We start from the raw sequence: 12,643 nt of genomic DNA on the forward strand, positions 1-12,643 counted from the left end.
GTCTGCCGAGACGCTGGACAAGCTGGCTGAGTGCTATGCTCTGATCCTGGACGGCACCATCGTTCCCGCTGCCGACGCAACTGTGAACGACTATACCCCCGATAACTTCCCCGGTCTGTAAGACGAGAAAGGACGTGACCGCAATGACGAAAACCTCTGGTTCCGCCAGCATCCGCGTGGAGGATGCTGAAATCGCAAAGGTGGTACTGATGCCCGGTGACCCCCTGCGGGCCCAGTATGTGGCGGAGCACTATCTGGAAAATCCGGTGTGCTTCAACACGGTACGCAATATGCTGGGATTCACCGGCACCTATAAGGGGAAGAAAATCTCCGTGATGGGCAGTGGTATGGGAATTCCCTCCATGGGCCTGTATGCCACCGAACTGTACACCCAGTTTGATGTGGACGCCATCATCCGTATTGGTTCTGCCGGCGGCCTGTCTGACCAGGTGAAGATGCGGGACGTGGTGATCGCCATGGCGGCCTCCTCCAACTCCAACTATGGCGCCGCTTTTGACCTGCCTGGCTATCTGACGCCCGTTGCCGACTACGGTATGCTGGCCAACGCAGTGGAGTCTGCCAAGGAGCTGGGCCTTTCCGCCAAGGTTGGCCCCGTCTATACCAGTGACCATTTCTATTATCCCACCACTCTGGCCAATGACAAGGCCCGGGATCTGGGACATCTGGCTGTGGAGATGGAGACCGCCGGTCTCTATTGGACTGCCGCCAGCTGCCATAAGAAGGCGCTGAGCATCCTGACCATTTCCGACCACATTTACACCGGAGAGGCCCTTTCCGCCCAGGAGCGGCAGGAGTCCTTCCATGAGATGATGGAGGTGGCGCTGGAGACTGCCTGGCGGTGCATTGAATAAACAGTGATGTTACGTGCGCTGCCCCTCCCGTTTGCGGCCGCTCCCCCCCCCGCCGATCGTGACGGAAGGGGCAGCGCATCTTGATTGAAACCTAGAGAAAAGGGGGCAGGGGCATGGAAGACTATATTGTGGAAATGCGCCACATTACCAAACGCTTTCCCGGTATTGTCGCCAATGACGACGTCAGCATCCAAATTAAGCGCGGCGAAGTGTACGCGCTGCTGGGCGAAAACGGTGCCGGTAAGTCCACGCTTATGAGCATGCTCTTCGGCATGTATGAGCCGGACAGCGGAGAGATTTACATTCGGGGGGAGAAGGTGACCTTCCGTTCCTCCAACGACGCCAGCGCCCATAACATCGGCATGGTGCACCAGCACTTCAAGCTGGTGGATAACTACACGGTCGCAGAAAATATCGTACTGGGCATCGAGCCCATGAAAAAGCTGCTGGGATTTCTTCCCTGCGTAGATATCAAAACGGCCAATCGCCAGATTGAAGAGCTTTCCAAGCGCTACGGTCTGGAGGTCAATCCCACGGACAAGATCGAAGATCTGCCCGTTTCTGTCCGCCAGCGTGTGGAGATTTTGAAGATGCTCTACCGGGAGGCGGACATCCTGATTTTTGACGAGCCCACCGCCGTACTGACGCCGCAGGAGATCGACTTCCTGCTGAAGATCATCGGCGAGCTGCGGAAAAACGGGAAGACCATCATTCTCATTACCCACAAGATCGAGGAGATCAAAAAGATTGCAGACCGCTGCGCCATTTTGCACCGGGGCCGGCTGGTGGATGTGCTGGATGTTCAGAGCACCTCCTCCCAGGAGATGGCCAACCTGATGGTCGGCCGACAGGTGATGTTTTCCGCCAACAAGGCCGCACCCAAGTTCCGGGACACGGTGCTGGAGGTGGAACACCTGACGGTCCGCAATGCCCAGAAGCTGGATGTGGTGAAGGACGTGTCCTTCAAGATCCGGGGCGGCGAGATTTTTGCCATCGCCGGCGTCTCCGGAAACGGCCAGGGAGAGTTGGCTGACGCCATTGCCGGCATGGTCAAGACCCACAGCGGCACCATTCGGCTGGGAGGAACCGATATTACCGATTACAGCATCCGCCAGCGTGTGGAAGCGGGCCTCTCCTACATCCCGGAGGACCGGCAGGGCGTTGGCGTATTCATGGACCTCACGCTCTCCCAGAACCTGGCGCTGCGCCGGTATTACCGGGAGCCCTTCTCCAAGAACGGAATCCTGGATTTCAGCCAGTTTGACCGGTATGCGGAGAACCTGATCGAAAATTACGACATCCGCAGCGGCCAGGGCGGTAAGACCATCCTGCGCTCCATGAGCGGCGGCAACCAGCAAAAGGCCATTGTGGCCCGGGAGATTGAGGAACACTCCAAGCTCATCATCTTCGTTCAGCCCACCCGCGGTCTGGATATCGGTGCCATTGAGAATATCCACCGCCAGATCGTGGCAGAGCGGGACAAGGGAACGGCTGTGCTGCTGATTTCCCTGGAGCTGGATGAGATCATGGAACTGGCGGATACCATCGGCGTGATTTATAACGGCCAGCTGCTCAAGATCGCGGATGCCTCTACGATGAGCTCCCACGATGTGGGCAAATACATGATGGGGGTGAAAGAGGCATGAAGAAAGCACTGAACAAGCTGGCCTCCATCCTGGATGGCCATCGCTGGTCCTCTGTCGCCGTGTCCATTTTGAGCATTCTGCTGAGCCTGATCTGCGCCAGCATCATTTTGTTGGTGATGGGCAAGAACCCCTTGGTGGCGTTCCAGAGCTTCCTGCAGGGAGCCGGCTTCTGGCCGAAGGCTAACTACGGCGGCGGCACCGGCATGCTGACAGATCTGTTTTCCTTCCTGAACGTACTGGCACCCATGGTCCTGGCGGCGCTGAGCTTTGTGGTCGGCTTCAAGGCGGGCCTTTTCAACATCGGCATTTCCGGCCAGATGCTGGCCGCCGGCTTCCTGGCGACCTCTATCGTTGGCTACAGCGAGCTCAACGCGGTGATCGCAAAGCCCCTGGTGATTCTCATCGGCATCTTAGCTGGCGGTATCCTGGGTGCCTTCATCGGCTTTTTGAAGTACAAATTCAACATCCATGAGGTGGTTTCCACCATCATGGTCAACTATATCGTCAACTATCTGACCGGATTTTTCATCAACACCTATTTTGCGGACCCGCTGACCCGCTCGATGCGGATCTGCGGCAGCGAGGCTCGTCTTACCTGGACCAATGTCCAGCTGGCCGGTGTGAAGTGCAACGTTCCTCTGGGCGTTGTCCTGGCGGTGCTGGCGGCCCTGGTGGTCAAGTTTATCTTTGACAAGACGGTGTTTGGCTTTGAACTGCGGGCCGTGGGCATGAATACCCAGTGCGCCAAATATACCGGCATCCGCGTGGGCAGACGACTGATCGCCTCTATGGTGCTCTCCGGCATGCTGGCGGGCCTGGCGGGCGTTACCTACTACTGCGGTTACTACAACACCATCGTTCCCAAGACGCTGCCGGATCTGGGATATGACGCCATTGCTGTGGCACTGTTGGGCAACTCTGCCCCCATCGGCACGATTTTCGCCGGTATGCTGATCTGTATTTTCCAGACGGGCAGCAACTATATGAGCTCTACTCTGGGTGTTGCCAAGGAGATCGCCTCTCTGATTACGGGCATCTTGCTGCTCTTCTCTGCCTGCGGCGGTTACTTCCGCTATCTGGCCCGCCGCCGGCTGGAGCAGATTGAGGATGAAAAGGCTCAGCTGGCCAAGGCAGCTGCACGTGTCCAGGAGGCACCGGCAACAGCCCGAACGCAAGACCCGCCTCCGGCAGATGCACAACCGGGAAAGGAGGACGATTCCAATGTTGGATAAAGTCTTTATCGACGGCCTTTCCTTTGCCGCACCGCTTCTGGTAATGGCCATTGGTGCCATTTACTCGGAGAAGAGCGGCGTCACCAATCTGGCCATTGAGGGCTTCCAGGGCTTCGGTGCCTTTGTGGGGGCGCTGGTAGCTGTGCTTTTGATGCCCATCATGGGAGACGGCTCTCAGGCTGTTGTTTACATCGCCATGCTGGCGGCATTCGTGGGCGGCGCGATCTATGCCTGCATCCATGCGCTGCTGTGCGTGAAGTTCCGGGCCAATCAGGTCATCAGCGGCGTGGTGGTGAACATCCTGGCGGTGGCGCTGACGACGTTCCTCACCACTGCAACGAACAAGGTCCTTACTGACGGTCAGTCCTCCAACAAGTTCATTCTGAGTATCTGTGACCGCTTTGATTTCCCGATTCTCAGCAAGATCCCGGTGATCGGGGCGCTGTTCCAGAGCATGTACCTTTTTGAGTGGATTATCTTGGCTATCGCTGTGGTGGCCTGGTACCTGATGTACAAAACCCGTTTTGGCATGCGCCTGCGGGCCTGCGGCGAGAATCCCCAGTCTGTGGACGCCGCCGGCGGCAATGTGGACCGGACCCGCTTCATCGCGGTGATGCTCTCCGGCGCGCTTTCCGGTGTGGGCGGCATCTGCTTTGCCTACTCCATTTCCGCCAACTTTTCTCCCAACATCTATATGGGCTATGGCTACCTGGCCATTGCAGCCATGATCTTCGGAAACTGGAATATCCTGCCCACTGCGTTGGTGTGCCTGTTCTTTGGCCTGGCCAAGTCCGGCGGCTACCAGCTGTGCCTGGAGATGGGACTTCCCAGCAACTACTCCGATCTGTTCATGATGCTGCCCTACATTCTGACTCTGCTGCTGCTGGTCTTCTTCTCCAAGAAGAATCATCCGCCTGCGGCAGCCGGAGAAGCTTACGACAAGGGCAAGCGCTGAGCGATTGCCCAAACAAGAGGCGCCCTGGTTTCTTACGGCCGGAGCGCCTCTTTGACACAACCTGTGAAGGAGATGCCCTATGAGCAAGAAAATCCTCATTCAAAACGCAAAAGCCATCGTGACCTGTGATGCGCAGGACCGTGTGTTCTGGGATGCAGACATGCTGATCGAGGGGCCGAAGATCGTCAAGATTGGTTCCCACCTGACAGACCCCCATGACGAGGTGATCGATGCCACGGATATGTTTATCTATCCGGGGCTGATCAATACCCACCATCATTTCTTCCAGACCTTTGTACGCAACCTGAAGACCATCGACTACCCCAATATGACGGTGCCCCAGTGGCTGGACAAGGCCTATCGTGTTTTCCAGATGATCAACGACGAGGTAATTTATTATTCCTCCCTCACTGCCATGGCGGATCTTCTCAAGCACGGATGTACCTGCGCATTTGACCACCAGTACTGCTACACCAAATCCACCGGAAAGACGCCGGTGGACCGGCAGATGGAGGCGGCAAAGCTCCTGGGTATCCGCTACCATGCCGGACGGGGCGTCAACACGCTTCCCCGTGAGAAGGGCAGCACCATCCCGGAGAACATGCTGGAGACGACGGAGGAGTATCTGCAGGACTGCGAGCGGATCATCAATCTCTATCACGATCCCAAGCCCTACTCCATGTCCCAGATCGTCCTGGCACCCTGCCAGCCCATCAACAGCTACACGGAGACCTTTACGGAGACGGTGAAGCTGGCCCGGGCCAGAGGCGTGCGGATGCATACCCATCTGGGAGAGGGAGAAAACGAGATCATGATGGAGCGCTGGGGAAAGCGGACGCTGGACTGGTGCCAGGACATCGGCTTTATCGGCGAAGATGTCTGGTTTGCCCATTGCTGGGAGCTGACGCCGGAAGAGTATGCGGTGCTGGCCAAGGCGGGCTCCGGCGTGTCCCACTGCCCCGGCCCGGCGATTCTGGGCGGATTTCCCATCCTGCCTCTGGGCCAGATGGCGGAGATGGGCGTCTGCGTGAGCCTGGGCTGCGACGGTTCTGCCACCAATGACAGCTCCAGTCTGCTGGATTCCATGCGCACTGCCTGGATGATGCAGGCCTGGCACAGCAAGGAGCGGGGCGGCTGCATCTCTCCCTATGAGATGCTCAAGATTGCCACTGTCAACGGGGCCAAGACTCTTGGCCGCAGTGATCTGGGATCTCTGGAGCCGGAGAAGGGCGCGGACCTCTTTATGATCGACAGCGGAAAGCTGGAGCTGACCGGTACGCTGCATGATCCCCGGAATCTGCTGGCCCGGGCGGGCGTTACCGGAGAGACCGCACTGACCATGGTCAACGGCAAGGTGGTCTTCCGGGACGGCGTTCTCACCGGCGTGGACGAGCGGGCGTTGGCAAAAGAGGGCGAGGCTGTCTGCACCCGTGTCCTGCGGGATCACTGCGACGCATTTCGGAACCTGTGCTGAGTAACCTGAGAGAAAGGACTGCCTGACGACCGGAGCCGATCCGTAATTATGACACCAGCCGGTCAGAGAGCTGTAAAACCATATGATCCCCAACGGGCGGAGAAATTCCGCAGTCCATTGGGGAGCATGTTTTTGGCAGAAAATAAGAGATGAAGAAAAAGTTCCCTGTGATTCTGATGTGTTCTGTTTGGCCACAGGAGGCTCTGTGTGGTCAGGCAGGCAGCGGTCAGGAAATTTAAACAGCGGGCATCTGAAACGGCCTCAGAGTCCGCCAGGAAGAGAAACAGGGAGGAGATATGCTGTCCTGCTTCCCACCGAGCAAATACCAGGTCCGTGAGACGGGTACCGGCCGAATAAAATGGGAAGGGCGGCACATATATGCCGCCCTTCCCTCTTGTACGAAATTCAGACGTGGATGCCGCCCACGAAATATGTATTGTAGTAACCGCTGGTCAAGCCGCTGATGATCACACCGCCGCTGCTGGAAGAGGAGGAGTGAATGAACTGACCATTTCCAATGTAAATACCAGCGTGGGAGCAGGCCTTACCGGCGTTACGGCTGGGATCGTTGAAGAAGACCAGATCGCCGGGCTGCAGGGCACCGATGCTCCAAACCTTGGTGCCGAGGCCGCTCTGCCACTGGCCGGTGGCGGTGTGCGGCAGGGAGTAACCGAACTGCCGATAGACATACATGGTGAAGCCAGAACAGTCAAAACCGCTGGGAGAAGCGCCGCCGTACACATAACGAGTGCCCAGATACTGCTTGGCGGTATCCACGATGGCGCTGCCGCTGCTGCTGTTGCCATTGGCGGTCAGATCCAGGAAATCGCTGCGGATATATCCTTCCGTACCATACTCGCAGGTGACATCATACCAGCCGTTCTGAAAGCCGTTGACCGTCACGATGGTGCCGGTGTCCACAGCTGCCAGAACGGAAGCGCTGGTAGAAGCGGAGGAACGAACGTTGACACCGTCGGAGTTCACCTTGCCGCAAGCAGTGAACACGTTGTCCTGGTCAATGGCCAGATAGTCGGAGGAGATATAACCGACTTTGCCGTCATAGCTGACATGGTACCAGCCATTGGAGGCATCGCTGTCCAGAACGGCCACAGCCACACCCTTGTCCAGGGTGGAGACGATAGAGGCAGAGGTGGAGGCATCGGCCCGCATTCTCAGGGAGGAACCGGTCGTGGAGCCAACGGCAACAGCCTGATCGGCTGCCAAAGCGGTGGCGGCAAGCAGCAGGGTCGTGACTACGGAGAGGAACAGGACCTTTGCTGCTTTTCCTGCGAAGTGTGTCATCGTTACGCTTCCTTTCGTACAGTTAATCAATCATTTTGTGCAAAGGAAAAGCCGGCTTATTTTTCTTTGCCGGCCAGAGCCCGTTCCAACCAGATCGCGGCCACATCCATGGCGGCGTACAGGCTGTCCTTCTCGCTCTTCTTCACCACCCGGTCCCGGGATTTCAGATCGGGGTCCGTCAGCTGCAGCTGCACCGAGACCTTCGTGGCAACGTCCAGATCCTGCTCTTTCTTAGTGTCCAGAATCTGCATCATAATAATATATTTTTCAGCCATCGTTCCGTAGTAGATCAGATTGTCGACCCGACGGAGAGGATGGCCCTTGTACATCAGGCCTTCCGCTTTGGCGGACTTGTGTTCAGCCATGGAAACACTCCTTTGAAAAAATTGTAACCAAATTGTAACATGTCTTTTCCAATTTGTCAACGATGGGCTTGCTACTTTCCCGTGAAAAATTTTCCCATTGTGGAAAAACAGCCTCAAAAGCCGGATAACAGGCGTGGCGCAGAACATCTGAGGCCGCAGATTTGGGATACGGTGTGCGCAGCGGACAAGAAAAAACCGCGTGTGGGAAATGTTCCCGGCACACGGCTGGTAACAAAAAAGCCGCAGGGCCTTTTGGCCCTGCGGCAAAAGACAGCTTATTGGCCCAAGTACTTGCGTACCAGCACCTGAAGCAATTCGTCCCGGTCGATCTTGCGGATCAGCGTACGGGCATTGTTGTGGTTGGTGATATAGGTGGGGTCCTCAGAGAGAATATAACCGACGATCTGATTGATGGGGTTATACCCTTTTTCCTCCAATGCCTGATAGACGGTGGAGAGGATTTGATGGATCTCCGCATCCTTTTCCATCGCAATACTGAATTTTCTGGTAAAATCGTCCATGCAGACACCACCTTTCTCTCTTTGGATACAATTCCAAAGATAGACTTAGTATACTCGTTTTTTTCCCCGCTGTAAAGCATTTCCCTGGGAATTTTCAGAAGAATTTGCGTGAGGAACAGCGAAAATGGCTTTGCATTCTCCGGGAGATTCCACAGCGGACAGATGAGCCGGACGGGAAGAAGGAGAACGCAAAATTACCTGAAACGGCAGCTTTCCCCAATCCGTGGCGGCGGGACAGCCGGCGGCTGAGAGAAGACAGGGAAGACCTGCTTCTGCTTACCGCAAAACGGCACCCAGCTCCGTACCCAGCAGCTCCAGAATACTCTTGACGTCCGCGTCCGCCTCTTCGGCAGTGAGGCTGCGCTCATCGGAGCGCAGTTCCAGATTGAAGGCCACACTCTTTTTGCCCTCGGGGATGCCCGCTCCGGTATAGATGTCGAAAAGCGTCACACTCTTGAGCAGGCCATGGGCACCCCGACGGATGCAATCTTCCAGCGTGCCCACTGTGATCGCCGCGTCGCAAACCACGGCGATATCCCGGGTGACGGCGGGGAACTTGGGCAGGGGCTGATAGACGGCCTTGCCGCCCATGCTGGCATAGAGCGCATCGAAGGAGAGCTCCGCGGCGTACAGCTCGCAGTCCACGCCGTAGTTTTCCGCCACGTGGGGATGGATCTGGCCCAGGATGCCCAGCAGCGTCTCGCCGCAGTAGACCTTGGCACAGCGGCCGGGATGATAAGAGGGATTCCCGCTCTCTGCCACATAGGTGACACCGGTGATCCGCAGGCCTTCCAGAATGGTCTCCACGGCGCCCTTGAGGGCGAAGAAGTCCATATCGGCTCCATAGGCGCCCAGAGAGAGCACCTTGGGCTCGTTGGCCATACCGGAGCCGTCGTTCTTGGCAAAGTAGGTGCGGCCCAGCTCATAGAGCTTGGCGGACTTGTTGCGGAAGTTGTAGTTGCGGGTCAGGATCTCCAGCATAGAGGGCAGCGTGGTGGTGCGCATGATGGAGGTATCCTCGCCCAGGGGGTTGAGGATCTTCATGGAGGTGCGCAGGGGGGAATCCTTGGGCAGATCGATCTTGTCGTAGTAAGAGGGGCTGATGAAGGAGTAGGTGATGATCTCGCTGTACCCGGCACTGCGGCACAGGGCGCCCATGGTGTTTTCTGCCTTCTGCTCCGGGGAGAAGCCCCGGCGCTGGTTCAGGCCGGAGGAGAGGGTGTCGGGGATCTTGTTGTAGCCGTAGAACCGGGCCACTTCCTCAGCGATGTCGGACCAGTGCTCCACATCGCTGCGCCAGGAGGGAACCAGAATGGTGTCGCCCTCCAGACCGAAGCCCAGGGACAGCAGGATGCGGCGCATCTCCTCCTCGGGAATGTCGGTGCCCAGGAAGCGGTTGAGCTTGGCGGGTTCCAGCTGCACAGTAACGGGGGCGGAGTCCTTGGCGATCACGTCCATGACGCCGTCCACCACTTCGCCGGCCCCCAGCAGTTCCACCAGCTCGCAGGCCCGCTGAACTGCCTTGAGGGTATTCATGGGGTCCAGGCCCTTTTCATACCGGGAGGAGGCCTCGGTGCGCATGTTCAGCGCGGCGGCGGTGCGGTGGATGGAAGTGCCGCTGAAGTTGGCGGACTCAAAGAGAACCATTGCGGTGTCGCCGATGATCTCACTGTTGGCACCGCCCATGACGCCGGCCACGCACACCGGCTTGTGGGCATCGCAGATGCAGAGCATGTCGGGGGTCAGGACATGGTCCTTGCCATCCAGGGTCTGGATGGTCTCGCCTTCCCGGGCAGTGCGGACGATGATCTTTCCGTCCTCCACACAGGAGAAGTCAAAGGCGTGCATGGGCTGGCCATATTCCAGCATCACGTAGTTGGTGATATCCACGATGTTGTTGATGGGGCGGACACCGGAGTTGCGCAGCCGCTCCCGCATCCAGGCGGGGGAGGGCTGGATCTTTACGTTTTTCACCAGCCGGGCGGTGTACCGGGGGCACAGCTCGCCGTCTTCGATCTCAATGTCCAGATGATCGGCGATAGAGCCGCCGCAGCCCTTGATCTCGGGGGTGTGGAGCTTGAGCTCCTTGCCGAAAGTGGCGCTGGCTTCCCGGGCAAGGCCGATGACACTCAGACAGTCCGGCCGGTTGGGGGTGATCTCAAATTCCACCACGTGGTCGTCGGCACCGATGACCGCGGCGATGTCGTCGCCGGGCTGGATGCCCTCTTCGTGAAGGACCCAGATGCCGTCGGCGATGCAGTGAGGAAATTCTTTCTGGTCGGCGCGGAGATCCTCCAGGGTGCAGATGTGATCCTTGGCGGCGTCATAGGCCACCAAGTCGCCGGTATGGAGGTTGGAGCAGATGGTGGAGGTCTCTGCTTCGCCGGAGCCGGTTTCCAGCTTCACAGTATACGCGAGGCCGGTGCTTTCCACAGCGGTGACCTGGGCAGCGGCGACAGAGCCGAAGAGCTTGTGGCCGGGCTGGATATCGGCGGGTATGGAGGGCTTTTCCTTGTTCAGGGGATGGTAGTCATTGAGCAGCGCGGCGGGGGTGATAACGGCGTCGGGATAGTCGTGCTCCGCAGTCAGCCCCAGCTCCTTGAGGGAGCAGAGCATGCCGTTGGACACCACGCCCCGGAGCTTGCCCTTTTCAATTTTCACGCCGCCGGGCAGCAGGGACTTGTGCTTGGCAACGGGCACCAGATCCCCCACGTGGATGTTCCAGGCACCGGTGACGATCTGGGTGGGGGCGTCCTCGCCCACATCCAGCTGGCAGATCCACATATGGTCGGAGTCCGGGTGCTTTTCCATGGACAAAATGCGCCCGGCCACCACGTTTTTCAGGGAGTCGTTCAAAACCTCGGTGATTTCCACCTTGGAGCCGGAGATGGTCATAGCCTCGGCAAAGTCGTGGTCGCTGACCTCCCGGACGTCTACAAATTCATTGAGCCATTTGCGGGAAAGTTTCATATTCAATACACCTCATTGAAAAAGGATAGAGCCGGAAAGAAACCGGAACGGCAGGGGCGGAAAGGCGCCTGCCATGGGGGCGGCTCCGAACTGAGGCCATGGGGGCGTCTCAGAACTGAGAGAGGAAGCGCATATCGTTTTCAAAGATCAAGCGCAGGTCGCTGATCTTGAACTGGCCCATGGCCAGCCGCTCCAGGCCCATGCCGAAGGCAAAGCCGGAGTAGACCTCCGGGTCGATGCCGCAGCCCCGCAGGACCTTGGGGTGGACCATACCGGCGCCCAGGACCTCGATCCAGCCTTCGCCCTTGCAGGTGGGGCAGCCTACGCCGCCGCACTTGTGGCACTGGATGTCCACCTCGCAGGAGGGCTCAGTGAAGGGGAAGTGATGGGGACGGAAGCGGGTCTTGGTATTGGGGCCGTAGATCTCCCGGATGACGGCGTTGAGGGTGCCCTTCAGGTCCGCCATGGTGATGCCCTTGTCCACCACCAGGCCCTCGATCTGATGGAACATGGGGGAATGGGTGGCATCCACCTCATCCTTGCGGTACACCCGGCCGGGAGAGATCATGCGGATAGGCACACCGTAGGTCTCCATGGCCCGGATCTGCATGGGAGAGGTCTGGGAGCGCAGAAGGATGGAAGAGTCCTCCGTCAGGTAGAAGGTGTCGGTCCAGTCCCGGGAGGGATGGTTCTCCGGAGCGTTGAGCTTGGTGAAGTTATACTCCGCCTGCTCGATCTCCGGGCCGTCCATTACCTCAAAGCCCATGTTGATGAAGATTTCCTTGATCTCATCCAGAACGGTGTACATGGGGTGCTTGTGGCCGATCTCCACCTTTTTGCCGGGGATGGTCACATCCACGGTCTCAGCCTTCAAACGGGCGGCCATGGCCTCCTGAGCCAGGGCATCGGAACGGGACTCGATAGCCGCTTCCAGAGCGGCGCGGACGTCGTTGGCCAGCTGGCCCATGACGGGGCGCTCCTCGGGGGAGAGCTTGCCCATCTGCTTGAGCACGGCGGTGAGCTCGCCCTTCTTGCCCAGGTAGCGGACCCGGACGGCTTCCAGATCGACGGCGGTCCGGGTCTCAACCCCGGCATCCAGCGCGCTCTTGCGGATGGCTTCCAGTTGTTCTTTCATATGAATACTCCTTTACTTGGATGTGGATTGCCGGAATATGGGCGGGCAAAACAAAAAGCCCTCCGTCCCATCTGCTGGGACGAAAGGCATTCCTTCCGCGGTACCACCCAAATTCGCATGGTGCTCCATGCGCACTTGTGCCCCTGTAACGCAGGGCCGACGGCCGTGTCT

General features: G+C 58.3%; 10 protein-coding genes. 5 read left to right on the forward strand and 5 right to left on the reverse strand.

Features of this window, described 5'->3' with window-relative positions; all coding sequences use genetic code 11:
* The first annotated feature begins 143 nt into the window (after positions 1 to 143).
* The 5 genes from deoD (at position 144) to QZL67_RS09995 (ending at position 6,179) form a co-directional block, all read left to right on the forward strand.
* Entirely contained in the window at positions 144 to 872 is a 729-nt protein-coding gene (gene deoD, locus QZL67_RS09975) for a purine-nucleoside phosphorylase (protein WP_022290575.1), read from the forward strand.
* 113 nt (positions 873 to 985) lie between these two features.
* A complete protein-coding gene (locus QZL67_RS09980) occupies positions 986 to 2,518 on the forward strand; it encodes an ABC transporter ATP-binding protein (RefSeq protein WP_022290576.1) in 1,533 nt (510 codons plus the stop codon).
* Complete coding sequence (locus QZL67_RS09985) at positions 2,515 to 3,750, forward strand: ABC transporter permease (RefSeq protein ID WP_022290577.1); 1,236 nt, start codon at positions 2,515 to 2,517, stop codon at positions 3,748 to 3,750. Before QZL67_RS09980 ends, QZL67_RS09985 begins: the two co-directional genes overlap by 4 nt.
* Positions 3,740 to 4,705 (forward strand): ABC transporter permease, encoded by a 966-nt coding sequence (locus tag QZL67_RS09990; RefSeq protein ID WP_022290578.1) that lies wholly within the window; start codon positions 3,740 to 3,742, stop codon positions 4,703 to 4,705. Before QZL67_RS09985 ends, QZL67_RS09990 begins: the two co-directional genes overlap by 11 nt.
* Before the next feature lie 79 nt (positions 4,706 to 4,784).
* Entirely contained in the window at positions 4,785 to 6,179 is a 1,395-nt protein-coding gene (locus tag QZL67_RS09995; protein ID WP_022290579.1) for an amidohydrolase, read from the forward strand.
* A 405-nt stretch (positions 6,180 to 6,584) separates the two neighbouring features.
* Here the strand turns inward: QZL67_RS09995 and QZL67_RS10000 are convergent, their stop codons facing one another.
* The 5 genes from QZL67_RS10000 to pheS all read right to left on the reverse strand — a co-directional run bounded on the left by QZL67_RS10000 (position 6,585) and on the right by pheS (position 12,472).
* The gene (locus tag QZL67_RS10000; protein WP_022290580.1) at positions 6,585 to 7,481 is read right to left on the reverse strand and encodes a C40 family peptidase; all 897 of its coding nucleotides are present in this window, start codon (positions 7,479 to 7,481) and stop codon (positions 6,585 to 6,587) included.
* 56 nt (positions 7,482 to 7,537) lie between these two features.
* Complete coding sequence (locus QZL67_RS10005; RefSeq protein WP_022290581.1) at positions 7,538 to 7,846, reverse strand: hypothetical protein; 309 nt, start codon at positions 7,844 to 7,846, stop codon at positions 7,538 to 7,540.
* Positions 7,847 to 8,121: 275 nt separating this feature from the next.
* Positions 8,122 to 8,367, reverse strand: a complete 246-nt coding sequence (locus tag QZL67_RS10010; protein WP_022290582.1) for an IreB family regulatory phosphoprotein — start codon at positions 8,365 to 8,367, stop codon at positions 8,122 to 8,124.
* Between the two features lie 276 nt (positions 8,368 to 8,643).
* Complete coding sequence (gene pheT, locus QZL67_RS10015) at positions 8,644 to 11,337, reverse strand: phenylalanine--tRNA ligase subunit beta (RefSeq protein ID WP_022290583.1); 2,694 nt, start codon at positions 11,335 to 11,337, stop codon at positions 8,644 to 8,646.
* Between the two features lie 109 nt (positions 11,338 to 11,446).
* Entirely contained in the window at positions 11,447 to 12,472 is a 1,026-nt protein-coding gene (gene pheS, locus QZL67_RS10020; RefSeq protein WP_022290584.1) for a phenylalanine--tRNA ligase subunit alpha, read from the reverse strand.
* Positions 12,473 to 12,643: the final 171 nt, after the last annotated feature.

Origin of the sequence: Oscillibacter sp. CAG:155, assembly GCA_000436875.1 — a bacterium.
Taxonomy (GTDB): Bacteria; Bacillota; Clostridia; order Oscillospirales; family Oscillospiraceae; genus Oscillibacter.

Coding starts and splice junctions, on each gene's coding strand:
- deoD (WP_022290575.1), top strand. CDS start 144: ATGACGAAAACCTCTGGTTCCGCCAGCATCCGCGTGGAGGATGCTGAA.
- QZL67_RS09980 (WP_022290576.1), top strand. CDS start 986: ATGGAAGACTATATTGTGGAAATGCGCCACATTACCAAACGCTTTCCC.
- QZL67_RS09985 (WP_022290577.1), top strand. CDS start 2,515: ATGAAGAAAGCACTGAACAAGCTGGCCTCCATCCTGGATGGCCATCGC.
- QZL67_RS09990 (WP_022290578.1), top strand. CDS start 3,740: ATGTTGGATAAAGTCTTTATCGACGGCCTTTCCTTTGCCGCACCGCTT.
- QZL67_RS09995 (WP_022290579.1), top strand. CDS start 4,785: ATGAGCAAGAAAATCCTCATTCAAAACGCAAAAGCCATCGTGACCTGT.
- QZL67_RS10000 (WP_022290580.1), bottom strand. CDS start 7,481: ATGACACACTTCGCAGGAAAAGCAGCAAAGGTCCTGTTCCTCTCCGTA.
- QZL67_RS10005 (WP_022290581.1), bottom strand. CDS start 7,846: ATGGCTGAACACAAGTCCGCCAAAGCGGAAGGCCTGATGTACAAGGGC.
- QZL67_RS10010 (WP_022290582.1), bottom strand. CDS start 8,367: ATGGACGATTTTACCAGAAAATTCAGTATTGCGATGGAAAAGGATGCG.
- pheT (WP_022290583.1), bottom strand. CDS start 11,337: ATGAAACTTTCCCGCAAATGGCTCAATGAATTTGTAGACGTCCGGGAG.
- pheS (WP_022290584.1), bottom strand. CDS start 12,472: ATGAAAGAACAACTGGAAGCCATCCGCAAGAGCGCGCTGGATGCCGGG.